Here is a 24,934-nt window from a genome sequence, read left to right on the forward strand (position 1 = left end):
GACGCCGCGGGAGTGTGCGGCATGTCCTGTTACATGCCGAATATCTCGTTCCAGCGATCGACCCAGTCCGGCTGCGCCTCGATCAGCTTCTGATAGTCAATGCGGCTGAGCTTGGCGATCATCTCGGCGCCGTAGGTCCAGAGCTTGGCCTTTTCCGGCGGCAGCACCACCTTGGTCGAGACCGGTGCATCGACACCCTGTTCGGCTTCGGCCTGTTGTACGTCCTTCGATAGAATGAAGTTGATGAACTGATGCGCGAGCTCGACGTTTTCCGAGCCCTTCGGAATATTGACCGTGTTGAGGACGGCGATGTCGCCCTCCTTCAAGTCGGCCCAGGCCATCGTCGGAACGGCTGATCGCAACGATGACAGAACAAAATCCTGCGTCATCGCCACCTTGGCCTCACCCGTCGAGATCAGGTTCACCAGCTCGGAGCCGGTATTGTAGTTCTTGACGACATTTGGCTTCAGCGCCTCGATGGCGTCGAAGGCCTTGTCAGCATCGGCATAGGAATCGACGCCGGCATGCTTGCCGGCTTGGAGCACCGTCAGCGGCCCGCCTGTCGTGGTGATGCCGGGCAACGAAATGGCGCCCTTCAGGTCGTCCCGCCAGAGATCATTCCAGGAGGTGATCGGCGGGTTCACCTTCGCCGTATCATAGACGATACCGATGCGGCCGATCGTGTAAGCCGGGCCGTAATCGCCCTGCGGCGCCTTGGCGATATCGTAGAGATCGGCAAGGCTCGGGATCTTGCTCCGGTCGACTTCCTGGAAGAGGCCCTGCTGGATGCCAAGCTGCGAATAGCTGTCTGTGAGATAGATGACGTCGACGCCCTTGCCGCTGCGTAGCTTCAGCTTGTTCAAGCGATCGGCATTGTTGCCGGTTTCGAAGACCACGTCGCAGCCGCAGATCTTCTTGAAGGGCTCGATGATGTTGGCCTGCATCTTCTCGCCATTATAACCCCACCAGGAAACGGTCAGCGTCTTTGCCTGAGCGAAGGCCGGCATGGCGGTTGCCGCGGCAAGGAAAGCAAATCCCGCGACACGGGCAAGGGTGAGGCCGTTCATTCTCGAAATCCTTTTGGTCAATGAAATCGGGCATATGTTTCAAGCTTGCAGGATACTATTTTTCGAGCACCGGCTTTACAAGCCCAACAAATGGGCAGGGTGGTGGTTTTTGCCTTTGATAGGATGAATATGTTGCGTCACGCAGCGATGTCTAGCCATCGAATCTCGTTGAGATCCGCGAACTCTTCTCCCTGCTCGGGAGACGGAGTAGCGCAGCAATGCCTTCACTTCACATGCGATTATTCTGCCGGTGGGCCAGCCAGCTTTACACGCGGATCGGTCATCTCTACCCTCAATCGACCGAATATCCTGCAGGCATGCTTCTCATGACATCCCCGAACACAAATCTTCCCGACGATCTGCTCATTAATGCGGCGGACGAAGTCCTGATCCGTCAGGATCTGACGCTGACCGCGCTCGGCCGCCGTCCGGCGGACCGCCTGCTGCGCGTCGGCAGGCTTTTGGATGTGCATAGCCGCAGCTGGCTGGAGGATCAGGAAGTCGTCATCAAGGGCCGGCGGATCGCCTATGTCGGCCCGGCCGGCAGTTATCAGGGCGAGGTGAGCGAGCGCGTGCACGAGCCGCATCTCGCAGCCGTTCCCGGTTTCGGCGAGGCCCACAAGCATATCGAAAGCTCGCATCTGACCCCGGAATGGGAAGCGGCCTTGGTCATGCCGCATGGTGTCACCTGGACCTGCGAGGCAAGTCACGAGTTTTCCAACGTGAATGGCACCCGCAATCTGGAATTCTGGCTCGAGGCCCGCCGCCGCGGCTCGCCGATGAAGATATTCCCCCTGCCGGGATCGGCCGTTCCGCCGACCGCTTACGAATGGGGCGGCGGTCATTTCGGCTATGACGAGCAGAAGTCCTTTCTCAATGAGAGCCTGATGGTGGCCGGCCTCGACGAAGTCATGGACTGGCCCTCGGTCAGCAACCCGGAGAATCCGGCTTACGATCGTCTTTGGGGCATGATCCGCGCGACGTTCGAGCAGCGCGGCGTGGTCGAAGGTCACGGCGCGGGCCTGCGTGATCTGCCGTCGATCAATGCCTTTGCCGGCGCTGGCCTCGCTTCCGATCACGAAGGCTGGTTCCTGGAGGAGATCTGGGAAAAGCTGACGCATGGCCTGTTCATCGAGCTCAGGCCGCATTCCCTGCCCGAGGTCATCAAGGGCCTGATCGAGAAAGGCCTGTCCGACTGGTCGCAGATCGCCTTCGTTACCGACGATCGCAGCGCCAGCGATACGCTGAAGATCGGTGCTACGGATTACAATGTCCGCCTGGCAATCGAAAACGGGCTGGCGCCGGAAATCGCCATTCAATGCGTGACGATCAATCCCGCCCGCCACATGCGCCTGACTCCTTGGGTCGGCTCCATCGCGCCCGGCCGCTTTGCCGATATCGTGCTGCTGGACGATGTGAAGACGCTATCGATCGCCAAGGTCTGGGCCGATGGCAAGCCGGCATCCGAAGGCAAGACCTTCGTCGGCGTTCGCCCCGAGGTCGACTGGCCAGCATGGGCGACGCAGACGGTTCGCATCGATCGTATCGTCACGGCGGAAGATTTTCGCATTGTCGCTCCGTCAGATGAGGCCACGGCCAAGGCTGCCCTGCTGCGACCGTTCCACTGGGCCGATGATTTCATCACCATGGATCTGCCGGTCCGCGATGGTGCCGTTGAGCGTGACCATGATCGCAACGTCACGAAATTCGCGATCGTCGACCGCTTTTCCGGCGAGGCCAAGGTCGCGCGCATGTTCTGGCTGGGAACAGGCCCGCGCACGCCGGATACTGCGCTCGGCGCCACGCTCGGCCATGACAAGCACAATATCTGGGTGGTCGGTTCCTCCGATGAAGCCATGGCCATGGTCGCCAACGCGCTGAAGGAGCAGCAGGGCGGCTGGGTGCTGGTCTCGGGCGGCAAGGTCGTCGCCCGCGTTCGCTATGAAGTCGGCGGTCTGATGACCGCACGCTCGGCCGAGGAGCTGGATGCGGAGATGCAGGCGCTGTATAAGGCCGGGGCCGAGATCGACTGGATGTATGAGCCGACGTTCTCGCCGCGCTGGTGGCCGGGCTTTCCCGAACGGCTTTCCTTTGCGACGCTCACCTGCGCGCCCTGGCGCTGGGTGCTGGTCGCTCCCTCCGGAAGGGCGCCGGAAGGTTTCGTCAATGTCGCGACCGGCGAAACTCACCCGATCGTCTGGTAAGGATATCCGCCAGACCATTCGGAATATCCGCCTTGCGGTATAGAAGGTTGATGAGGGCGGCCCTGTAATCCGCGCTTGACGGTGGAAGCCAGCTTCTTAATTATCCGTCCGGTTACTTATGTCGAGCGGCAAGCTGTGGAGGCTGGGCGTGTTCACGGGCACGTTAAGCGGCGGTAGCCGGCAACAGGGCGGAGGAGGCTCTGGTGATTGCACTTGATAGTCATGCGCCGCGAATAACATCGGCATTTTCCACTTTGGGATGTGCGGAATTGGAACTGGTCGAAGCCCTCGAACTGGCGGCAAACCACGGCATCGATGCGATAGAAATCCGAGCCCTTGGGAGCACCATCGATCTCGTCGCCTATTTCACGGACAGATTCGGCTCTCCCGCAAGCTTGGCCAAGGTGCTGGAAGGCTCTGCCGTAGGCGTCTGCGCCTTCAATACTTCGTTGCGTCTGGTCGGAGCGACGGCCCAGGCGAAGGAGGAGTTCCTGCGCTATCTTCCTTGGGCGGAGGCCGCCGGCGTTCGTTCGCTCAGGGTTTTCGATGGTGGTGAAACCGCCGATGAGGGCGAGCTGGCTGAGGCGCTGGCCACGCTGCAATGGTGGCGTGAGATCGCCGTGCGCGAAGGCTTTCTTGCCGATATGGTCATCGAAACCCATGATTTCCTAGCACTGCCGGACGCCATCCCGCGCTTCCTTGAAATAGCCCCAGATTGCGCGCTGATATGGGATACACATCACACTTGGCGCAAGGGCGGGCAGGATCCCGTCGAAACCTGGAGGCAGGTTCGTCGCAATACGCACCATCTCCATGTCAAGGACAGCGTTTCCCGGCCGGGGCCCAGGCTGCCCTACAGTTATGTACAGCCCGGCACCGGCGAGTTCCCGATGGCGGCGCTGCGTTGGGTGCTCGACGCCGATGGCTATAGCGGTATCGTGAGCCTGGAATGGGAAAGATTGTGGCACAAGGATTTGTCACATTTAGGTTTGGCTCTACAGTCTGCGAAGCGAAGTGGCTGGTGGTCCCGCCCCAAATGGTGAATAATTGTTGAAGAGCATTAATATTTTAATTTAGTTGAAAGGAAGAGTGCCGCGCGGAGATTGACTTTTGCAGTGATCGTTAATTAGTCTATTAGCAATTATTAAATAACTATCTCGTACGCATATCCTCGCCGGTTGACTACGGTCTTCGGCGCAATATTTCCAGCTCGATGGAGGGAAGCCTCAATGATTGAGGTTGAAGGTGTCTGGAAGATGGAAGAGGCAGATTATAGCTATCTGAAGTCCTATGTTTGGACGCGATATGCGCCGCGCGCGGCTGCTGCTTCCGGCTTCCCGATGCTTTGCCGCTTCGCCCCGAAAGGGAGGCCCGATGAACGGTAATGCAAGCCGCGAGGAAGAGGGGCACGGAGCCCTGATCTTGAAGGCGATTGCCGAAGGCGGGCTGGGTTTTGCCGCGCAGTGGATTCATGATGCCGCGAATCCCGGCAAGGTGTTCTATGCCGAAAGCTTGGCACGCGTAACGGACTCGGACGGAACCGTGCATACGGCCGGCACCTTCGTTTCGCTCCTTGAACGCCAGGATCGCTGGTTCGATCTCGATCTGCGTATTCTGGATATGGTGCTGTCCGACCTGGCTGCGGATGAGACGCTGGTACTCGGTTTCAATCTCTCCGCCACCAGCCTGTCGCATTCGGATCGGTTTGCCGATGTGTTCGGCCGAATCAGCCGCCGATCGGAACTTGCCTCGCGGCTTGTCATTGAGGTCACCGAAAGCTATCCGGTCGTCGGCGTATCCATCGAACGCATGAAGATGATTCGTGCTCTCGGTTGTCGTATCGCGATCGATGATTTCGGGTCTGGGTTTGCCACGCCGGCATCGCTGCTGCAGGTGCCTGCAGATATCGTCAAGATCGATGCAGCCTTTGTCTGGGATAACAGGCCTGGCCGCGACGGAAGCAATAGCCTCTCCCACATCGTCGGTTTTGCATCCTGTTTCGCTCCTTTTGTCGTCGTCGAGGGGATTGAAACCGGCACTCAACTCAATGCCGCGCAGGAGGCGGGCGCAACGCATGTCCAGGGTTTCCTGCTTTCGAGGCCGGTTTCCCTGGCGCGGCTTCGACGTCATAAGCGCAAAGCTGTCTTGCGGGGGGTGGCATGAACAATTGCGCACCGGAGCCTGTCATTCTCGCTCTGCAGGTGATGCCATGATGCAGCGACTGGCTTTCACATCGGCCTATCACATATCGGCGGCGCGTGCGGCGAGCGAACTCAAGACGAAGACATTGCTGCGCGCCCTGGTCAGCCGGCTTCGCATCGTCTTCTCCGGAAGCGGCGGTGAGCTGTCAGCCACTTTCGTCGGCGGAGCAGGCCCACATGTCCTCATTTGCGATCAGGCCGCCGAGGCGGTGGCCCGCGTCACCATCGATGCGGAGACGGGTCTCTATGTCTTGTGTGAACTCGGCGGTCATGCCGATGATGTCGTCATCGTGACCGCAAGTGAAAATCGATTGCTCGAGGAGATTGCTCTCCATCTTGGCGATGGCCAATCACTGCACGAACCCGTGGATGCCGCCGTCAAAACACTGGTGGGCCAGACGATGGAGGATGTTGAGCGTAAGCTCATTCTCCAGACTTTGCAGCATTGCGGCGGAGATCCCACTCACACGGCGTTCATGCTTGGCATGCCGCTCGTCACCCTTTGTAACAAGCTGGCGGTCTACTTCGCGGATCCTGCCGGCGAACTGCCGCAGTCTGCTGCGGATACGAAATAGGAGGCGGAAGCTACTGGCTGTAATTGCGTACGCATTTGATGCGGACGCATTGAGCCCCGGTTATCGAACCGGGACAGCGCCCCGAAACAGGGCGCAAATCGAAACGGTGCGATGTCCGTCCGCGGGTATGGCACATGATGCAATTCGAGCGGGGCGGCGCACGAGGAACCAATGAGATCCGGGAAAAGATCATGGATTCTTTCGAGACAAAAACCCCCGCTCTGCCGAAGCCTTCCTTGTTCGATGGCTGCGTGAAGATCGTTTCGGCCTATGTCAGCCATAATGCCGTTCCCATCCACAGCCTTCCCAGGCTGATCAAGGACATTCATGAGGTGTTGCTAACATTGGATGGGTCGGCTTCCATCGTCGAGCGCGCCAATCTGGTGCCGGCTGTGGATTTGAAGAAATCGGTGACGAACGACTACATCGTCTGCCTCGAAGACGGCAAACGCTTCAAGACGCTGAAGCGTCATTTGCGCGTGCATTATGGCATGACGCCCGAGGAATACAGGCAGAAATGGGGGCTTGCTCCCAACTACCCGATGGTGGCGCAGAATTATGCCAATCGCCGTTCGGAGCTTGCCAAGATTTCCGGCCTCGGTGCGAACGGCAACAAGAGGGAAACCGTCGACTGAGCAATTTCGGAACAGGCGTTTCGCACACGCTTGACCGGCGCTGCTTGTGTGCTCCGTGAGAATTCGTCCGCGCAATGCTGCAAACAAAATGGCGCCCTCGTCAGGGCGCCACCGTCTTCAGGAATAGTCTCCGCTGTCGATCAGAAGACCTGGCGCAGCACGATGAACAGCACGAAGGCCAGTGTGATCGAAGCCGGCAGCGTCAGGATCCAGGCCATCAGCATGTTGCGCACCGTCGACCACTGCAGGCCGGAACCGTTTGCCGCCATGGTGCCGGCGACGCCGGAGGACAGGACGTGCGTCGTCGATACCGGCAGGCCGAGATGGTCGGCGGCGCCGATGGTCAGCATGGCGACGACTTCGGCGGCAGCACCCTGGCCATAGGTCAGATGCGTCTTGCCGATCTTTTCGCCGACGGTCACGACGATGCGTTTCCAGCCGACCATGGTGCCGAGGCCGAGCGCCAGCGCCACGGCAACCTTCACCCAGAGCGGGATGAATTTGGTCGCGTGATCGACGGCGGCGTGATAGTTGGTCACGGCCTTCAGGTCCTCGGCGCTCATCGGCAGCAGCTTCTGCTTGTCGATCAATTTCAGCGATTCACCGATCAGATAGATATCGTTACGAACGTTGCCGACGAGCCCGTTCGGCAGCTTCTCGACGCTTGGATAGGCCGCGATCTCCGCACTCGTGGCATGAATATATGCTTGAAGAGCCGGTGTCGTCGCGTCCGTCCAGGTCTTGGTCTTTACGGCGCTGCTGACGGTGGCCTTCGGATCGGCCGGTGCGGCAACGCCCGGCTTCACATATTTGCCGAGTACCGTCTCGACTTGCGTCGAGGCAGTTTTGTAAGCTTCGAGATAGTTCACGTCGGGCGTCTTATTCAACGCGAAGGCGGTCGGTACGAGGCCGATGAGGATGAGCATGATCAGACCCATGCCCTTCTGGCCGTCATTCGAGCCGTGGGCGAAGCTCACGCCGGTGCAAGTGAAGATCAGCAGGCCGCGGATCCAGAGCGGAGGCGGTGCATTGCCCTTCGGCGCTTCGTAGAGCTCCTTGTTGCGGATCAGCACCTTGGCGACCAGCAGCAATAGGGCGGCCATGGCAAAGCCGATGATCGGCGACAAGAGCAGCGACATGCCGACGCTGCTTGCCTGCGACCAGTCGACACCGCTGGTGGCGGAGCCGGCGGGTGCCAGGAACTGGTTGGCGAGGCCGACGCCGATGATCGAGCCGACAAGTGTATGTGAGCTCGAGGCCGGCAGGCCGAGATACCAGGTGCCAAGATTCCAGATGATGGCGGCAGTCAACAGGGCGAAGACCATCGCGAGACCGGAGCCGGAGCCGACCTGCAGGATGAGCTCGACCGGCAGCAGCGCCAGGATGCCGAAGGCGACGGCGCCCGATGAGGTCAGAACGCCGAGGAAGTTGAAGAAGCCCGACCAGATGACGGCGAACTCCGCCGGCAGCGAGCGCGTGTAGATGACGGTGGCAACGGCATTGGCAGTATCGTGGAAGCCGTTGACGAATTCGAAGCCGAGCGCGATCAGCAGCGCCAGCCCGAGCAATATCCACGGAACTGCGGCGGCCTCCGCAAGATCGCTGCCGAGAGCGTAGGCGACATAGACGAGACCGGCCAGGACGACGATGCCGAAGAGCGGCAGAAACCATTTTGCCGAGCTGCCTGCGCCATGAATTGGATGGTTGGCATTGCCACCCTCCGATGTGTTTGAAGCGAGGTCGACCATCCCAAACTCCTTTATGGCAATTGATATCGTCGGTGTAAGCCTCCTTCATGAAACTCTCGTGACGCGGGAACAGGCTGCGGCGAACTGCAAATGCGGGCAGTGCCTAGCCCGTTCAACTGCCGGCAGGTTCTCGGGCTGATCTTGATTTGCCTCCAAAAGGCCATTTTCGGTTCAGCCGGCGTTCATACCTTCGGGGGTTAAATCCCCATGTAAGGGACTTGGATAGAGGGCCATTAACATGAGATCGTCCGTGATTGCCATTGCTGCCTTGTTCGGCAGCCTGGTTGTATCTTCGGCAGAGGCAATGCCTATCCCGGCCGTTGGGCCAACGGCCTCCGTGCCGATTGTGAAAGTTGACTATGCCTGCGGTCGTGGCTGGCACCTGACGCGCTGGGGCGAATGCCGCCCCAATCGCTGGGGTCCGCCGCCCCGGCGCTGGGGTTACTACAGGCCGCCACCGCCGCCGCCATGGGGCTGGCACGGCCATCGCCATCATCGCGATGGCTGGGGCGACGGCCGCTGGCGCGATCGTCCGCACTACTGGTGAGATCAGAAGCACCGCCGCATCTTGCGGCGGTGTTTTATTGAGGGCAGTTCCGATAAAAATGCGCAGCAGTTTTGCGTCCGGAATCGCATAAAAACAAAAAGATAGAACGGTTTTTAAGGCTGAGCTTGCAGTCGTAACGCGCGCGCTCCGAGCCAGAGTCCCGCAAGAACGAGTAGGCTGGCCGACAAGATCACAGCAAGGCTTTTCATATGAAGCGCGATATCGGCAAGCTCCGGCCGGATGAGATCGGCCGTATTGAAGCTCTCGCCGCTGAATTTGCACAGGATGAGCGAGAGATTGTTGCGCACGAGTGCCGTGTCGATGTCGGAGACGAGATCGTCGACCGATGCCTTCTCCACTTTCATGACGCGCATTTGCAGCAGCACCGCCTTCGCCGCGGCGAGGTAGGCGTGGGAGCATTCGTTGAATGGGCTTTCCTCGTCGCTGACGCTGCCCGGCATCAGGCCCCATAGGCAATAAGCGCGTTGGATCTGCGCAAAGTTCAAGAGACGGCGGAAGGTTTCGTCGGTATCCGATACGCTCTCAGCAAGCGAGATGATCCGCCCGTAATAGGGAGCGATCACTGCCATCTCGCCATGGGTAAGACTGGGAATCGGAATGCCAGCCTGGCTGCCGGAGGAGCCGCCGCCATGCGCGGCAACCGAAGCCGGCCAACCCGCAACGATGAGACAGAAGATTGCAAACAGGACGCCGCCTGGATACGGGCGTCTCCCGCGCATGTTGCCATGCGCGGGACGCGATCTATTTACCACACTAAGCCCGGCGCAAGCTGGCATTGCGGTAGCGTGTCTGCGGCAGTTGGCGTTCCGCCCAGGCTCCGAAGGCAAGGCCGAGCGTCGTCCAAAGGATGGCGTGCATGCCGAGCGAGGTGATGCGAAAACGCCAGAGTACGACGGCCGAGAATTGCTCGGGCACTTCGTTGATCGAGGGAAGCAGATATTGGATCAGCGCGATGAAGACGATGTAGCCGATGCCGGCAATGATCGCACCGTTCCAGGAACCATATCGCGCCGCCAGCCTGCGTCCGAAGCCCACCGCGACGATCATGCCGACGATGGAGGCAACGATCATGATGAAGAACAGCTCTGTTCTCGCACCGATCGTCTCGGAATTGCCGACGGCCGGCGGGTTTGCCGGATACTTGATGTCGGGCACGAGCGAGATCGTCACGAAAGCGGCGAGCGCGAGCAGCGCCGCCGTGCCGCGCGCACCCAAGGGGCTGATGCGGCCGTAGACGAACGAGAAGACCAGCGCGAACAATCCGCCTATTGCGGTCGAAAAGATCACGCTGCCGGTGAAAAGGCCGATGCCCGCCTGCGTGGCGCGGCTGACGATTTCCGGTTCCGGCGCTTCGCCGGCTGCCTGCGCGGCCTTTTCTTCAAAGCTGATAGCCCAGTCGACCAGCGGTTCGCCGAAGATGTGGGCGAATGCAAAAACGAAAATACCGGCAAAGGCCCCGACGATCATGCCGCGGAGCAAAAGACGTCCAACCATGTGCTTGACCCCTTAGTGGCAGGGGAAGCCGAGAAGGTGACGGGCGTCATGCACGAACTCGTGCACATACATGCCCGAGATGAGCGAGGTCGCGCCTTCTTCTGCGCCGATGAAATAGATCGCGAGCAGCATCAGAAGGCCGGCGAAAATGGCCCAGGGCAGGATTTGGCCGAGCGGGATCGGCTGCGGAACTGCGGATGGGGCGAAAGTGGTGTCGGACATTGTATTTCCCTCGTTAAGAAAAGCGCGTTCCATTTGCGGAAGGGTTTTTGCGGGAAGGGTCTGGCTCTCGAGGGCGAAGTTTCCGTCATCGATTACAGTGGCGCGACCGCGCCGGGATTCCACCGGCTTCCACACCCGCAAGTGCAAGTTTATAGCTATCTGCAAATATGATTGTCAATCAAGCGCCACAGCGATGCGAAATCGCGACAAGAGCGCGGTAGGGGATGGAAACAGAGGAATCTTATGAAAACGCGTTTGAGCTGGATTTGTCATGGGGCGACGCGAGCCCATCGGAACGGCTGCTTTCCGGATGACGAGCCCTTGGAGGCGAAGGCGGTTCAGCAGGCTCAATCCTTGTCCTTCGGGCTCGGGGCAATCGACCGGGTTTGGGCGAGCCCGGCTTTGCGTGCCCGCCAGACCGCCGCCGTCCTCGGCCTCGATGCTATCCCGGACGTCGCCCTGCGCGAATGCGATTATGGCGATTGGCGCGGGCAATCCCTTGCCGAATTGCATGAAAGGGATGCGGATTCCCTGGCGCTCTGGATGACGGATACGTCGGTTGCGCCGCATGGGGGCGAAACCCTGTCGGCGGTCATGAAGCGTGTGGGCGAATGGATGGGGAATCACATCGACGATACCGGCCATATCGTCGTCATCACCCATGCGAGCGTTATTCGTGCTGCTGTTCTGCAGGCCCTGCAGTCGCCGCCCGCAGCATTCTGGGCTGTTGATGTCGAGCCGTTCGGGATTGTCGAGATGACGAGCGACGGCCGACGCTGGCAGCTTCGTTTCCCGAAAATGACGATCTAAGGCCAATTCCAGCAAAAATGCGACGCTCCAGTCCTCAGTGAGCCGCTTTTGCCCGCTGCCTCTCGAAATAGACGAGATAGACGGCCAGCCCCAATGTCATGGCAGCCAGTCCATACCAGGTGATGGCATAGACGAGATGGCTGTTGTGGAAGGTAATCTGCGTTAGCCCGCCCACGGGCAATCCGCCGGGATTTTTCGCATCGTCGGCATCGATGAAATAGGGTGCCACGTTCTGCAACCCACGGGCCTTGGCGATGGCCGCCACGTCGCGTGAATACCAGCGCTCCTCCGCCGGCACGTTCGAACGCAGCAGCGTGCCTTTTGGCTCGCTGATACGCAGCAGGCCGGTCACCGTAGTCTCCCCGGAAAGCTCGCCTTCGGCGCGCGTCGTCGGATTGCGCTTCTCTGTGGGAACGAAGCCGCGGTTGATGATGATGATCGTGCCGTCTGCAAGCTTCAGCGGCGTCAGAACCCAATAGCCCGCGCCGAGCACAGTCGAGGCATAGACCTGCGCTTGCCTTTCGTTGAGGAAAGTGCCGCTTGCCTGGACATGCTTGTATTCGGAGTTTTCGGCCGTGATATCGGCCCATTGCGCCGGGCCGGGTGCCTGAACCGCCGGCGCATGCACGCGCGCATCGACCCTGGCGATCAGATCCAGCTTCCAGTGCAGCCGCTTCACCTGCCAGGTGCCGAGGCCGATGAGAAGGGCGGTCAGGAGCAGAAGCAGCGATACCCAGATGATAAGGTTAAGCGTCGAGCGCGGCTTGCCCTGAGATGTGCTCGAGGAAATATCGGTCATGGCGCAGGTCTCCGGGGACGCGCTGACGCATGATTTCGGGCGGTTCAATACTCTTCGCTGAAGATCATGCGCGGTCGGGAAGATTTGGCTGCGGCTTCCGGCATTTTAAGCATGCACTGCGCAGCATCCGGCGAATTCTCGCGCCGGGAAGAGGGCGGGCCTTCGTCTGAAGGCCCGCCGCTCGAATTTACGGCATGTTGCGCATCATCTCGGGCGACATGGGCATCATGTTCGCATTGAGGTGATGCATGACCCAGAGCGAGCCGGACAGCGCGATGATGACGATCACGATGGTGAAGATCAGCGCCATCATGTTCCAGCCGCCTTCCGAGCGGGTGTTCATGTGCAGGAAGTAGATCATGTGCACGACGATCTGGATCGCGCCGAGGATCATGACGATCGCTCCGGTGACGGCCGGATCGGAGATGACCTTGCCCATGACCAGCCAGAAGGGAATGGCGGTCAGGATGACGGAGAGGATGAACCCCGTCATGTAGCTCTTGAAGGTGCCGTGTGATGCCTCGTGGCCGCCATGATGATCGTGGCCGTGGGCGTCGCCGGAATGATGCGAATGGTTTGCGTTCGAGCTCATCCGAGAACTCCCATGAGGTAGACGAGGGAAAACACGCCGATCCAGACGACGTCGAGGAAGTGCCAGAACATCGAAAGGCACATCAGGCGGCGCTTGTTTTCCGGAATCAGGCCATAGCGGCCAACCTGCACCATCAGCGTGATCAGCCAGACGATACCGGTGGTGACGTGCAGACCGTGCGTGCCGACCAGCGTGAAGAAGGCCGATAGGAAGGCGCTGCGCTGCGGCCCGGCACCGTCGAGGATCAGGTGATAGAACTCGTAAAGTTCGAAGAAGATGAAGAGGGCGCCGAAGATGCCGGTGATCGTCAGCCACATTAGCGTGCCCGACTTGTTGTCCTTCTCCATCGCCAGCATGGCGAAGCCATAGGTGATGGACGAGAAGAGCAGCATCGCCGTGTTGAGGGCGACGAGCGGCAGCTCGAAGAGGTCGGCCGGCGACGGGCCGGCCGCATAGCTGTGGCCGAGTACGGCGAAGGTGGCGAAGAGGACTGCGAAGATCAGGCAGTCGCTCATGATGTAGATCCAGAAGCCCAGCATGGTGCTGCCTTCCGGATGATGCTCCTCCTTCAGATAGAAGGCGGGTGTTTCGCCGTCCATGGGAGCTTGTGCAGAGTGGGTCGTCATAGTCTTACACCTGTCCTGCGAGCTGCTTCGTACGCTCGTTCTCGGTCTTGACGACCTCGTCGGCGGGAATGTGGTAGTCGCGCTTGTAGTTGAAGGTATGGCCGATCGTGATGACGATCATCGCGACGAAGGTGATGGCGGCGAGCCACCACATGTACCAGATCATCCCGAATGCAAAGCCGATGGAGAGCACGCCGAGGATGATGCCGGTGCCGGTGTTCTTCGGCATGTGGATCGGAATGAAGCCTTCGGTCGGCCTGACGTAGCCACGGTTCTTCATGTCCCACCACGCATCGTGATCGTAGACGATCGGCGTGAAGGCGAAGTTGTAGGCCGGTGGCGGCGACGAGGTAGACCATTCCAGCGTGCGGCCGCCCCAGGGGTCGCCGGTATGGTCACGAAGCTCTTCGCGCTTCATGAAGCTGACGGCGAGCTGGATGAGGAAGCAGGCGATGCCGATAGCGATGAGGCCGGCACCGAAGGCGGCGATGATGAACCAGATCTGCAGCGACGGATCGTCGAACTGGCTGACGCGGCGGGTGACGCCCATCAGGCCGAGGATATAGAGCGGCATGAAGGCGAACCAGAAGCCGATCTGCCAGAACCAGAAGCTCATCTTGCCCCAGAAGGGATCGAGTTTGAAGCCGAAGGCCTTCGGGAACCAGTAGTTGACGCCCGCGAACATGCCGAACAGAACGCCGCCGATAATCACGTTATGGAAGTGGGCGATCAGGAACAGCGAGTTGTGCAGCACGAAGTCGGCCGGCGGAACCGCGAGCATGACGCCGGTCATGCCACCGATGGTGAAGGTCACCATGAAACCGACGGTCCACAGCATCGGCGGCTCGTAGCGGATGCGGCCGTGATACATCGTGAACAGCCAGTTGAAGAGCTTCGCACCCGTCGGGATCGAGATGATCATCGTCGTGATGCCGAAGAAGGAGTTAACGCTGGCGCCCGAGCCCATCGTGAAGAAGTGGTGCAGCCAGACGAGGTAGGAGAGGATCATGATCACGCAGGTGGCGTAAACCATCGAGGCGTAGCCGAAGAGGCGCTTGCCGCAGAAGGTGGCGACGACTTCCGAGAAGACGCCGAAGGCCGGCAGGATCAGGATGTAGACTTCCGGGTGGCCCCAGATCCAGATGAGGTTGACATACATCATCGGATTGCCGCCGAGGTCGTTCGTGAAGAAGTTCGTACCGGCATAGCGGTCGAGGGTCAGCAGAGCGAGCGTAGCGGTCAGGATCGGGAAGGATGCAACGATCAGGATATTGGTGCAGAGCGACGTCCAGGTGAAGACGGGCATCTTCATGAAGGTCATGCCCGGCGCGCGCATCTTGACGATGGTTGCGATCAGGTTGATGCCCGAAAGCGTCGTTCCGATACCCGCGACCTGCAGGCCCCAGATGTAATAATCGACGCCGACGTCTGGACTATAGGCAATGCCGGAAAGCGGCGGGTAGGCCAGCCAGCCGGTCTTGGCGAATTCGCCGATGAAGAGCGAGATCATGATCACGATCGCGCCTGCCGTCGTCATCCAGAACGAGAAGTTGTTCAGGAACGGGAAGGACACGTCGCGGGCGCCGATCTGCAGCGGCACGACGAGGTTCATCAGGCCGGTGACGAAGGGCATCGCCACGAAGAAGATCATGATGACGCCGTGGGCGGTGAAGATCTGGTCGTAGTGATGCGGCGGCAGATAGCCCTCGGATCCGTTGAAGGCGATCGCCTGCTGCAGACGCATCAGCAGCGCGTCGGAGAAACCGCGCAGCAGCATGATCAGCGCCAGCACGACATACATGATGCCGATCTTCTTGTGGTCGATGCTGGTGAACCATTCCTTCCAGAGATAGCCCCAGAGGCGGAAATAGGTCAGCAGGCCGAGGAGCGCGATACCACCGATGGCGACGCCGAGGAAGGTCACGACGAGGATCGGCTCGTGATACGGAATGGAGTCGAGCGTCAGCCGACCGAAGATGAATTTATAGAGGTCCGGGTTGGAAAACATGGATTGCCTCTGTCCCTTATGAATGTCTTGTTATTGAGCGCACCGGATCAATGACCCTGATGCTGCGCCGAACCGGTCGACGAATCGGAAGAAGAGCCGTTGCCCATATCCATGCCCGGCATGGAGTTGTCGCCATGCTGCATGGTGTGGCCGGCGCCGCCGTCTGCCTTGACCGGTGTGACCTCGGCCGAGGCGCCATCGCGATTGTCATAGATCAGGCGCTCGCGGTTTTCGTGGCTTTCCTTGCCGCCGCCGCCCTTGGCGTCGATATGCATCATCTCGCTCATGCACATCTTGCTCGGATCGGCGCACATGTTGAGGATGGCGTTGTAGAGCCCGTCGTCGACGGTGTTGAAGTAGCGTACCGGCTCGCGTTCGCTGGGCTTGGCAAGCGCTAGATATTCCTGGCGGCCGAGCGCCGTGCCCTGGCTCTTCGCCTTCTGGATCCACTGGTCGAAATCGGCCTGGTTGAGGCCATGGAACTTGAAGCGCATGTGCGAGAAGCCGGCGCCGCTATAGTTGGCGGACATGCCCTGGAATTCGCCGGGATGGTTGATGACGGCGTGGAGCTTCGTCTCCATGCCCGGCATGGCGTAGATCTGTCCAGCCAGTGCCGGAATAAAGAAGGAGTTCATCACGGCCGAGGCCGTGATCTTGAAATTGATCGGGCGGTCGACGGGAGCTGCCATCTCGTTGACGGTGGCGATGCCGTATTCCGGATAGAAGAAGAGCCATTTCCAATCGAGCGCCACCACTTCGACCGTCAGCGGCTTCACGTCGGCGCTGAGCGGCTTGTCGGCGGCGATGCGGTCGAGCGGGCGGTAAGGGTCGAGCTGGTGGGTGCTGATCCAGGTCACCGCGCCGAGCGCGATGATGATAGCAAGCGGAGCGGACCAGATGACCAGTTCCAGACGCGTCGAATGATGCCACTCCGGCTCGTAGGTCGCTTCCTTGTTCGACTGGCGGTATCTCCAGGCGAAATACAGGGTCAGGAAGATCACCGGAATGATGATGATCAGCATCAGCACGACCGAAATGATGATGAGGTCTCGCTGCTGCATGGCGATATCGCCGGAGGGATCCATCACCACCAGATTGCAGCCCGACAGCAGCAAAAACAGTGGGATGACAGACAAACGGCTGAAAATCTTCGATAGTCTTAGCACGTCTTAAAGCTCTTTTTGTTTCGACCCTACCGCGACTAAAGGACGGCGGTCATGAACGATATGAGGTGTTTCGTCGCACCGCAGCAAGATAGAGTGCATTGCGGTATGGAATGCTGTCCCACCTATCGGGAAAACCCTCAGAAATCCAGAAGGTTTTCTATTGAGCAATTCGCTTTTGCCGGCGCTAATATACCCGGATCGGAACAAATGGCTATCACCGGCGGTTGTTCTTCGTCCGGAACGCGGCGCCAAAGGCAGATAATGGCTCGACTGATTGCTAATTTGCGAATTATTTCATGCTGGATACTTGATATGTTCGCACGTTTGATCGACATTTTCATTACGCGCGAGTTCGTGGAGGAATTCGTGCTCGGAGAGGGAGGCTCCCGCGCATGGTCAGCGTAACGCATGAAACACTGAACCCCACATCTTCAACTCTGGAGAGCGATGCCCGCAGCATGCATGCGGGCGGCTCGGTCGCCCCCGGCAACATCGCCATCGGCGTGATTATTGGTCGCACGTCGGAATTCTTCGATTTCTTCGTTTATGCCATTGCATCCGTACTGGTCTTCCCGAAGCTGATCTTCCCCTTCGCCGACCCGCTGCATGGCACGCTGCTTTCGTTCCTAGTGTTCTCGCTCGCCTTCATCGCGCGTCCGATCGGCTCGTTCATATTCATGGCGATCGATCGCACCTATGGCCGTGGCGTCAAGCTGACGATCGCCCTGTTTCTGCTCGGCGGATCCACGGCATCCATGAGCTTCCTGCCCGGCTATTCCGAAGTCGGCGTCTACGCGATAATCCTGCTCGCCATCTTCCGCATTGGGCAGGGCCTTGCGCTCGGCGGCGCCTGGGATGGTCTTGCTTCGCTCCTCGCGCTCAATGCCCCGACGAACCATCGCGGCTGGTATGCGATGATCCCGCAGCTTGGCGCCCCGATTGGCTTCATGCTGGCAAGCGCCCTGTTTGCCTATTTCGTCACGAGCCTCACGACGGCGGACTTCCTGGATTGGGGTTGGCGCTATCCCTTCTTCTGCGCCTTCGCCGTCAACGTCGTCGCGCTCTTCGCCCGCCTGCGTCTGGTGGCGACAGAGGAATTCGGCACGCTCTTGGAGCGTCATGAGCTGGAGCCGGTAAAGATGACGGAGCTGCTGCGCGTGCATGGCCGCGACGTCCTGATCGGCGCCTTCGTGCCGCTGGCAAGCTTTGCGACCTTCCATCTGGTCACGGTTTTCCCGCTGGGCTGGGTGACGCTCTACAGCGAGCAGAGTTCGGGTTCGTTCCTGCTGGTGGAATTCCTCGGTGCGATCTGCGGCATTCTCGCCATCATATGTTCCGGTATGCTCGCCGATCGGATCGGCCGCCGCAATCAGCTCGCTATCGGCGCCGTGCTCATCGCGTGCTTCGCCTTCGTGGCACCCTGGCTGCTCGATGGCGGCGCGACCGGCCGCCACATTTATGTGGTTCTCGGCTTCACGCTGCTCGGCCTCTCCTTCGGTCAGGCGGCAGGCGCCAGCGCTTCCCGATTCAGCCAGAACTACCGCTACAGCGGCTCGGCCCTGGTGTCGGATCTGTCCTGGCTGATCGGCGCCGGTTTTGCGCCATTCGTGGCGCTTGCGCTCTCCAGCCAGTTCGGCCTCGTCTATACCAGCCTCTATCTGCTGTCGGGCGTCGTCTGCACGCTGGTCGCAATCTTCTTCAGTAAGACGCTGGAGACGCGAGACAACTGAGACCGATCTTCGAATTCAGCGAAAGGCCGCGGCATGCAGATGCCGCGGCCTTTTTATTAGTGCCCAATGCTTGAGCCGGAAGGGGCCACCTCGCCTGCATGTTCCTGACACGAGTCTGGCGGCGAGACGGGCTGGTCTCCTATGCTGATCGTGCCTGGCTCGACCTCGCTGCGGGGATCGCGACGAAATCTTGACTCCCATTATCAAACTTTTGTGATAAGCAGGGGCCACCGTAAACTTGAAAAAAACGGTCAGGAAAAATATAGGCTACCGCATCGCTGCCCGATGACGGTGGCTTCCAAGCGAGAGGACCTAATGACTTTTTCCTTTTCTCATCTCACCAGCGCGCTGGCGCTTGCCGCAGGTCTTGCCGTCGCTCCGATGCTGGCTCATGCCGCGGAATCCGATGGCATCGTCGTCTACAATGCCCAGCATGAGACGCTGACGCAGGCATGGGCGGATGGCTTCACCAAGGAAACCGGCATCAAGGTCACGATCCGCAACGGCAGCGATATGCAGTTTGCCAACCAGATCGTTCAGGAAGGCGCCGCCTCTCCGGCAGACGTTTATCTGACGGAAAATTCGCCGGGCATGGCACTGGTCGATGCCAACAAGCTCTTCGCTCCGGTCGATGCGGCGACGCTCGCCCAGGTGCCCGAAACCTTCAAGGCAGCCGACGGCAATTGGGTTGGCGTTGCCGCCCGGTCCACCGTTTTCGCCTATGACAAGACCAAGCTGAAGGAAGCCGATCTGCCGAAATCGCTCCTCGATCTTGCCGAGCCCAAGTGGAAGGGCCGTTGGGGCGCTTCGCCGGCCGGCGCCGATTTCCAGGCGATCGTCAGTGCGCTGCTTGAGCTGAAGGGCGAGGACGCAACCCGCGCCTGGCTGAAGGCGATGAAGGAAAATGCGAGCTTCTACAAGGGCAACAGCGTCGCGATGAAGGCCGTCAATGCCGGCGAGACCGAAGGCGCCGTCATCTATCACTATTACTGGTTCGGCGATCAGGCCAAGACCGGCGAAAACAGCAAGAATGTCTCGCTGCACTATTTCAAGAACCAGGATCCGGGTGCCTTTGTCAGCATTTCCGGCGGCGGCGTTCTGGCGTCCAGCCAGCACCAGAAGGAAGCACAGGCTTTCCTGAAGTGGATCACCGGCAAGGGCGGCCAGGCCGTTCTGCGCGATGGTAACTCGTTTGAATATGCCGTCGGCAATGGCGAGGCTTCCAATCCGAAACTCGTGCCGCTCTCCGACCTCCAGGCTCCGAAAGTCGAACCTTCGAAGCTGAACAGCAAGAAGGTTACCGATCTGATGACGGAAGCGGGCCTTATCTGAGGCAACGCCCCGTGCCGCGGCGCCTTTAGGGCGCTTTCGGACGGGCTTGGCTCTTGCATCACTATCCTGTGCCCTGCTAGGGGCATGGGGATGGCCTTTAAAGCCGATCGATCGGGCAATCGCCGGCAGCGGCGGTTGCCTTCCCATTTCAGGGCGTGAAAGGCAGCTTAGATTTGCTGCAGAAGAACACATATGCCGGCGAGGCCGCCGCCATCCGAATGCCCCAGTTGACGGCTGCTCCGCGCAGCCGCGTTCGGCATGCATCCGTCGTCGCCCTTGCTTCGATCGTCGCGCTTCTGAGCCTGGTGCCGCTCGGCTTCATCGTCTGGATCACGATCGACACGGGCTGGGCGGAAGTCAGCGCCTTGATCTTTCGTAGCCGCGTCGGCGATCTCCTCGTCAATACCGTCCTGCTCGAAGTCTGCACCATTCCGCTTTCCATCCTGCTGGCAGTGACGCTCGCCTGGCTGACGGAGCGCACCGATATTCCTTGCGCACGGCTCTGGTCGTGGCTGGCCGCCGCGCCGCTTGCCGTTCCCGCATTCGTGCACAGCTACGCCTGGGTCAGCCTCGTGCCGAGCATGCGCGGGCTGTGGAGCGGCGTGCTGGTGTCGGTGCTTGCCTATTTTCCTTTTCTCTACCTGCCGGTCGCAGCCGCCCTGCGCCGGCTCGATCCGGCGATTGAGGATGCCGCCGCCTCGCTCGGCCTCGACCCCTGGGGCGTCTTCTTCCGGGCGATCCTGCCGCAGCTTCGCCTCGCCATCTGCGGCGGCTCGCTGCTGATCGGCCTGCATCTCCTGGCGGAATACGGTCTCTACGTAATGATCCGCTTCGACACCTTCTCGACCGCCATCGTCGACCAGTTCCAATCGGCCTATAACAGTCCGGCGGCAAACATGCTCGGCGGCGTGCTCGTCTTCTGTTGCCTGCTGTTGCTCGGCATCGAGGTGCTGGCGCGTGGCAACGAACGCTATGCCCGCATCGGCTCGGGTGCAGCCCGGCCGGCTGATCGGCGCCGTCTCGGCTGGTTCGTCGTCCCCGCGGTCGCGCTGCCCATCGTCACCGCCGCATTGACGCTCGGTGTTCCTTTCGTCACCCTGGCGCGCTGGCTTTATCTCGGCGGCGCCGGCGTCTGGCGGATCGACACGGTCGGCTCGGCCTTGCTGCAGACCATTCTTCTCGCGATTGCTGGTGGCCTCCTCGCCACCATTGCAGCGACCCCGATGGCATGGCTGTCGGTACGCGCGCCCGGCCGGCTGCAGCGCATTCTCGAAGCCTGCCACTATTATGTCGGCTCGCTGCCGGGCGTCGTCGTCGCCCTGGCCCTGGTGTCGATCACCGTCCGGCTGGTCCTGCCGCTCTATCAGACGTTTGCCACCCTTCTGCTCGCCTATGTGCTGCTGTTTCTGCCGCGCGCCATGGTCGGTCTGCGTGCCAGCATCGCCCAGGCACCCGTCGAACTCGAGCGCGCCGCCATGGCGCTCGGCCGCACGCCGGCGCAGGCGGTGCGGCAGATCACCATGCGGCTTGCCGCTCCCGGCTTTGCGGCCAGCGTCGCGCTCGTCGCCCTCGGCATCACCAACGAACTGACGGCGACGCTGATGCTTTCTCCCAACGGCACGGAAACGCTGGCGACGAAATTCTGGTCGCTGACCAGCGAGATCGATTATGTTTCCGCAGCGCCCTACGCCTTCATGATGGTCGTCCTGTCGCTGCCGCTCACCCTTCTTCTCTACGTGCAATCAAAGCGAACGGCCGGACAATGACCTTTCTGGCGATCAAGAATATCAGCAAGCGCTATGGTCCCGTGCAGGCGCTCGACAATATCGACCTCACGATAGCAGCCGGCAGCCGCACGGCCATCGTCGGCCCGTCCGGCTCCGGCAAGACGACGCTGCTGCGGATCATCGCCGGCTTCGAAACTCCCGATGCCGGTCAGGTGGTGCTTCAGGGCGAAACGCTGGCGGATGGAGAGGCCATCGTACCCGCGCATCGGCGCGGCATCGGCATTGTCTCTCAGGATGGCGCCCTGTTTCCGCATCTGAGCGTATCGGAGAATATCGGTTTCGGCATGGAGCGCGGCGCGCGCGACCGCGATCAGCGCATCAATGCCCTCATCGATATGGTCGAACTCGACCGCGGCATGCTCGATCGCCGCCCGCATCAGCTCTCCGGCGGCCAGCAGCAGCGCGTGGCGCTTGCCCGCGCGCTCGGCCGCAAGCCGCGGCTGATGCTGCTCGACGAGCCTTTCTCCGCCCTCGATACCGGCCTGCGCGAAAACATGCGCAAGGCCGTCGCCCGCGTGCTGCAGATCGCCGGCATCACGGCGGTCCTGGTGACGCATGATCAGGCGGAGGCCCTGTCCTTTGCAGATCAGGTTGCTGTCCTGCGCGAGGGCAGGCTCATACAGGCCGGCACGCCGCAGGCGCTCTATCTCAACCCGAGGGATCGCGAGACGGCACTCTTCCTCGGCGATGCCATCATATTGGCGGCCGATCTCGATCAAGGTCTGGCCAAATGTGTCCTGGGGCAGATCCCGGTCGGCGCTGGGAACCGGCAGGGTCGCACCGACATCATGTTGCGGCCGGAGCAATTGCGCCTCCGGGCGATCGATGAAGCCGGCGCGGGTGCTGCCTGCATCGGCAAGGTGACCGAAATCGAGTTCGGTGGCGCCGTCTGCGCTGTTACGGTCGTGCTCTCCAACGGCTCCGAGACGCTGAATATCAGGAGTTCCGGCGTCGGCCTCCCCGAGGTCGGCAGCATGGTTTCGGTGAGCGTCATCGGAAAGGCACATGTGTTCGACAGGCTCGATAGCTGAGCGTTAATTCGAGTTGAAGCAGGCGATGCTTTGGGGAAGATAAAGCATGTCGCGCAAAAGTGTGCAGCGGTTTTGCGACAACGACATGCGTCAAATCAAGGTCCTAAAGCGCAAGAAGCGAATCTGAAGGATCGCGGTGCGCTTTAGGCGCGCCATCATCGTGCCCCATGCCGAAGGAGTCTCTCCATGTCTTTTCATCATGAGATCGAGCCGGATCTTGCTTTCCTCACTTCGCTCCGCCGCAATCTTCATGCGCATCCGGAACTCGGCTTCGAGGAGGAGCGCACCAGCGGCATCGTCGCCACCTTGCTGGAGGAAGCAGGACTGACCGTGCATCGCGGCCTCGGCAAAACCGGTGTCGTCGGCACGCTGCAGGTCGGCAACGGCACGCGCCATATCGGCCTTCGCGCCGACATGGATGCGCTCGCCATGCCAGAAAAGGCCAATCGTCCCTATAAATCCACGATCCCGGGCAAGATGCATGCCTGCGGGCATGATGGCCATACGACGATGCTGCTCGGTGCCGCCCGTCATCTGGCCGCCAAGCGCGGCTTTTCCGGCACGGTGCATTTCATCTTCCAGCCGGCGGAAGAAGGTCGTGGTGGCGCCAGGCGCATGGTCGAAGATGGCCTTTTCGATCTGTTTCCGTGCGACGCCGTCTACGGGCTTCACAATATGCCCGGTCTTGCGGTCGACGAGATGGCGGTTGTCGAAGGGCCGCAGCTTGCTTCATCGGATAGCTGGCGCATCACCTTCCGCGGTACCGGCACCCACGGCGCCAAGCCGCATCTCGGCAAGGACCCGATCACGGCAGCGGCGACCTTCCTTTCCGCGCTGCAAACCATCGTCGGTCGCGTCGTCGATCCGCTGCAGCCGGCCGTCGTCAGTGCCTGCTCGCTGCAGGCGGGCGATCCCAAGGCGCTGAACGTGATACCAGATACGGTCGAGATCGGCGGCACGGCGCGCGCCTATACGCCGGAGGTCCGCGATCAGCTGGAAGAGGAGATCGGACGCCTGGCGCATGGCACTGCGGCCATGTTCGGTATCGCCGTCGACTATCAATTCGAGCGCCGCATCCCGCCCGTCATCAACGATGCCGATGCCACGGCGCGGGCGCTGAAGGCTGCGACGGCTGTTTTTGGCGAGAATGTGCGGATCCGCTTCCCGCCATCGACCGCCGGCGACGACTTCGCCTTCTTCGGCCAGAACGCTCCCGGCTGCTATGTCTGGCTCGGCAATGGCCCGGCCGTTGACGGCGCCCTGCATCACAATACGGCCTATGATTTTAACGATGAGGCAATCGCGTCGGGTGTGGCTTTCTGGACGACGTTGGTCGAGCAGGAATTGGGAGAGGGTTGAGACAGGGCTGAGCGTGCCTTACCGCGGTATACCGCCTCTTTTCAGCGTTCAGCCTCTCGCAGCAATGCGTCGAATATGATCCGGCGTGCCCTTTCGGCATCGATTTCCGCGGCGAAATGGCCATTGAATTGCCCATGCGAGGCGCGCGTTTCGACGACGGTGCGCCCACGCGTGTGCCGTCCATGCAATTCCGCATCGATCCGGGCATGCCGAAGGGCGGTGATGTCAGGTTCGACGAAAATGGCGGCAGCCGTCGGGTCGTAGATCGCCATGGCCGGTCTGCCGCGGCTGATGGCGATGTTGACATAGCCCTCGAGCAGGTCAGCGAGCAGCTGCGCCTTTTCGCCATCATTCTCGCGGATGCGGGCGACATCCTCCGGCCAGGCCAAGACCTTGCGGCAGATATCGAGATCGATCATGCGCAACGGCAGCTCATGCGCCAGCACAATGGCAAGTGCCTCCGGATCGGCAAAGGCATTGAACTCGGCCGATGCCGTGTGATTGCCTGCAGTGACGCCGCCGCCCATCCAGGTCAGCTCGTCGATGCGGGCGGCAAGATCCGGCCGTGCCAATGCCAAAGCGGCAATATTCGTGAGCGGCCCGAGCGCCAGGATGCGTTTCGGCCCGTCGCTGTTGGAAAGCCAGTCGCATAGCGCGGTAAATGCGTCGCTGAATGGAAGCGGATCGGCCGGCGGCAGGCTTCTGCCTGGGGTCGGAATGCCGGTCTGGCCGAGAATGTTCTGCGCGGTTTCCAGCTTGCGGAGAACGGGCAGCTCGCGGCCGGTATGGATCTGAAAGGTCCAGTTGAAGACGGCGGCAGCGCTCGCTGCATTGGCCTTAACATGAGACAGGGGTGCATTGCCGCTGACGAGCGAAACGCCATCGATGACGAGATCCGAATGCGCCACCACCAGAATGGCAGCGATATCATCGAATCCCATATCGGTATCGATCCAGATTCCCATACTCTATCTCATCGG

The 24,934-nt window shown here is 60.6% G+C and carries 24 protein-coding genes and 1 riboswitch; of the genes, 13 read left to right on the forward strand and 11 right to left on the reverse strand.

The features are described 5' to 3' along the window. Window positions 1-29: 29 nt before the first annotated feature. Window positions 30-1,067: an ABC transporter substrate-binding protein gene (locus tag FHT85_RS14975; protein WP_112412824.1), complete on the reverse strand. Its 1,038-nt coding sequence runs from the start codon at window positions 1,065-1,067 to the stop codon at window positions 30-32. 326 nt (window positions 1,068-1,393) lie between these two features. On the opposite strand from FHT85_RS14975, the gene FHT85_RS14980 reads away from it, so the two are divergent. The 6 genes from FHT85_RS14980 to FHT85_RS15005 all read left to right on the forward strand — a co-directional run bounded on the left by FHT85_RS14980 (window position 1,394) and on the right by FHT85_RS15005 (window position 6,682). After that, window positions 1,394-3,271 (forward strand): adenine deaminase, encoded by a 1,878-nt coding sequence (locus tag FHT85_RS14980; protein ID WP_112412853.1) that lies wholly within the window; start codon window positions 1,394-1,396, stop codon window positions 3,269-3,271. A 269-nt stretch (window positions 3,272-3,540) separates the two neighbouring features. Next, the gene (locus FHT85_RS14985) at window positions 3,541-4,314 is read left to right on the forward strand and encodes a sugar phosphate isomerase/epimerase (RefSeq protein WP_246780000.1); all 774 of its coding nucleotides are present in this window, start codon (window positions 3,541-3,543) and stop codon (window positions 4,312-4,314) included. A gap of 186 nt (window positions 4,315-4,500) precedes the next feature. Then, window positions 4,501-4,656, forward strand: a complete 156-nt coding sequence (locus tag FHT85_RS14990) for a hypothetical protein (RefSeq protein WP_162700984.1) — start codon at window positions 4,501-4,503, stop codon at window positions 4,654-4,656. Continuing rightward, entirely contained in the window at window positions 4,646-5,434 is a 789-nt protein-coding gene (locus FHT85_RS14995) for an EAL domain-containing protein (RefSeq protein ID WP_112412822.1), read from the forward strand. The genes FHT85_RS14990 and FHT85_RS14995 overlap by 11 nt, the downstream gene beginning before the upstream one ends. Window positions 5,435-5,480: 46 nt before the next feature. Continuing rightward, a complete protein-coding gene (locus FHT85_RS15000; RefSeq protein ID WP_112412821.1) occupies window positions 5,481-6,047 on the forward strand; it encodes a helix-turn-helix domain-containing protein in 567 nt (188 codons plus the stop codon). Window positions 6,048-6,238: 191 nt separating this feature from the next. Next, complete coding sequence (locus FHT85_RS15005; protein ID WP_246780001.1) at window positions 6,239-6,682, forward strand: MucR family transcriptional regulator; 444 nt, start codon at window positions 6,239-6,241, stop codon at window positions 6,680-6,682. 140 nt (window positions 6,683-6,822) lie between these two features. On the opposite strand, the gene FHT85_RS15010 is transcribed toward FHT85_RS15005, so the two are convergent. Beyond that, window positions 6,823-8,430: an inorganic phosphate transporter gene (locus tag FHT85_RS15010; protein WP_112338519.1), complete on the reverse strand. Its 1,608-nt coding sequence runs from the start codon at window positions 8,428-8,430 to the stop codon at window positions 6,823-6,825. A gap of 238 nt (window positions 8,431-8,668) precedes the next feature. Between FHT85_RS15010 and FHT85_RS15015 the strand changes: the two genes are divergently transcribed. Beyond that, the gene (locus FHT85_RS15015) at window positions 8,669-8,977 is read left to right on the forward strand and encodes a GCG_CRPN prefix-to-repeats domain-containing protein (protein WP_112338518.1); all 309 of its coding nucleotides are present in this window, start codon (window positions 8,669-8,671) and stop codon (window positions 8,975-8,977) included. A gap of 113 nt (window positions 8,978-9,090) precedes the next feature. Here FHT85_RS15015 and FHT85_RS15020 read toward each other — a convergent pair whose 3' ends face one another. The 3 genes from FHT85_RS15020 to FHT85_RS15030 are packed head-to-tail and all read right to left on the reverse strand — an operon-like array spanning window position 9,091 to window position 10,714. Continuing rightward, window positions 9,091-9,717: a hypothetical protein gene (locus FHT85_RS15020; protein WP_112412820.1), complete on the reverse strand. Its 627-nt coding sequence runs from the start codon at window positions 9,715-9,717 to the stop codon at window positions 9,091-9,093. 34 nt (window positions 9,718-9,751) lie between these two features. Continuing rightward, entirely contained in the window at window positions 9,752-10,492 is a 741-nt protein-coding gene (locus FHT85_RS15025) for a CbtA family protein (protein ID WP_112412819.1), read from the reverse strand. Between the two features lie 12 nt (window positions 10,493-10,504). Then, entirely contained in the window at window positions 10,505-10,714 is a 210-nt protein-coding gene (locus FHT85_RS15030) for a CbtB-domain containing protein (protein ID WP_015338334.1), read from the reverse strand. A 58-nt stretch (window positions 10,715-10,772) separates the two neighbouring features. Continuing rightward, window positions 10,773-10,845, reverse strand: a riboswitch (cobalamin riboswitch). A 112-nt stretch (window positions 10,846-10,957) separates the two neighbouring features. On the opposite strand from FHT85_RS15030, the gene FHT85_RS15035 reads away from it, so the two are divergent. Next, complete coding sequence (locus FHT85_RS15035; RefSeq protein WP_112401141.1) at window positions 10,958-11,524, forward strand: histidine phosphatase family protein; 567 nt, start codon at window positions 10,958-10,960, stop codon at window positions 11,522-11,524. A gap of 34 nt (window positions 11,525-11,558) precedes the next feature. On the opposite strand, the gene FHT85_RS15040 is transcribed toward FHT85_RS15035, so the two are convergent. From FHT85_RS15040 to cyoA, 5 genes are all read right to left on the reverse strand, one after another. Then, window positions 11,559-12,323, reverse strand: a complete 765-nt coding sequence (locus FHT85_RS15040; protein ID WP_183774174.1) for an SURF1 family protein — start codon at window positions 12,321-12,323, stop codon at window positions 11,559-11,561. Between the two features lie 187 nt (window positions 12,324-12,510). Next, the gene (gene cyoD / locus FHT85_RS15045; RefSeq protein WP_112338512.1) at window positions 12,511-12,915 is read right to left on the reverse strand and encodes a cytochrome o ubiquinol oxidase subunit IV; all 405 of its coding nucleotides are present in this window, start codon (window positions 12,913-12,915) and stop codon (window positions 12,511-12,513) included. Continuing rightward, complete coding sequence (gene cyoC / locus FHT85_RS15050; RefSeq protein WP_112338511.1) at window positions 12,912-13,541, reverse strand: cytochrome o ubiquinol oxidase subunit III; 630 nt, start codon at window positions 13,539-13,541, stop codon at window positions 12,912-12,914. The genes cyoD and cyoC overlap by 4 nt, the downstream gene beginning before the upstream one ends. Before the next feature lie 4 nt (window positions 13,542-13,545). Then, on the reverse strand, window positions 13,546-15,549 hold the full coding sequence (gene cyoB / locus FHT85_RS15055) for a cytochrome o ubiquinol oxidase subunit I (protein ID WP_075856461.1): 2,004 nt from the start codon (window positions 15,547-15,549) through the stop codon (window positions 13,546-13,548). 47 nt (window positions 15,550-15,596) lie between these two features. Beyond that, window positions 15,597-16,715 (reverse strand): ubiquinol oxidase subunit II, encoded by a 1,119-nt coding sequence (gene cyoA, locus FHT85_RS15060; RefSeq protein WP_112412817.1) that lies wholly within the window; start codon window positions 16,713-16,715, stop codon window positions 15,597-15,599. Window positions 16,716-17,107: 392 nt separating this feature from the next. On the opposite strand from cyoA, the gene FHT85_RS15065 reads away from it, so the two are divergent. The 5 genes from FHT85_RS15065 to FHT85_RS15085 all read left to right on the forward strand — a co-directional run bounded on the left by FHT85_RS15065 (window position 17,108) and on the right by FHT85_RS15085 (window position 23,954). Further along, window positions 17,108-18,445: an MFS transporter gene (locus tag FHT85_RS15065; RefSeq protein ID WP_112338509.1), complete on the forward strand. Its 1,338-nt coding sequence runs from the start codon at window positions 17,108-17,110 to the stop codon at window positions 18,443-18,445. 315 nt (window positions 18,446-18,760) lie between these two features. Continuing rightward, on the forward strand, window positions 18,761-19,777 hold the full coding sequence (locus tag FHT85_RS15070) for an iron ABC transporter substrate-binding protein (protein WP_112412852.1): 1,017 nt from the start codon (window positions 18,761-18,763) through the stop codon (window positions 19,775-19,777). Window positions 19,778-19,995: 218 nt separating this feature from the next. After that, a complete protein-coding gene (locus FHT85_RS15075; RefSeq protein WP_246780014.1) occupies window positions 19,996-21,543 on the forward strand; it encodes an ABC transporter permease in 1,548 nt (515 codons plus the stop codon). Next, on the forward strand, window positions 21,540-22,595 hold the full coding sequence (locus FHT85_RS15080; protein WP_112412815.1) for an ABC transporter ATP-binding protein: 1,056 nt from the start codon (window positions 21,540-21,542) through the stop codon (window positions 22,593-22,595). Before FHT85_RS15075 ends, FHT85_RS15080 begins: the two co-directional genes overlap by 4 nt. A 186-nt stretch (window positions 22,596-22,781) precedes the next feature. Then, a complete protein-coding gene (locus tag FHT85_RS15085) occupies window positions 22,782-23,954 on the forward strand; it encodes a M20 aminoacylase family protein (RefSeq protein WP_112412814.1) in 1,173 nt (390 codons plus the stop codon). A gap of 41 nt (window positions 23,955-23,995) precedes the next feature. Here FHT85_RS15085 and FHT85_RS15090 read toward each other — a convergent pair whose 3' ends face one another. Further along, a complete protein-coding gene (locus FHT85_RS15090; protein ID WP_112412813.1) occupies window positions 23,996-24,919 on the reverse strand; it encodes a nucleoside hydrolase in 924 nt (307 codons plus the stop codon). Between the last annotated feature and the right edge of the window lie 15 nt (window positions 24,920-24,934).

The organism is Rhizobium sp. BK312 (assembly GCF_014193605.1).
Classification (GTDB): Bacteria; Pseudomonadota; Alphaproteobacteria; order Rhizobiales; family Rhizobiaceae; genus Rhizobium.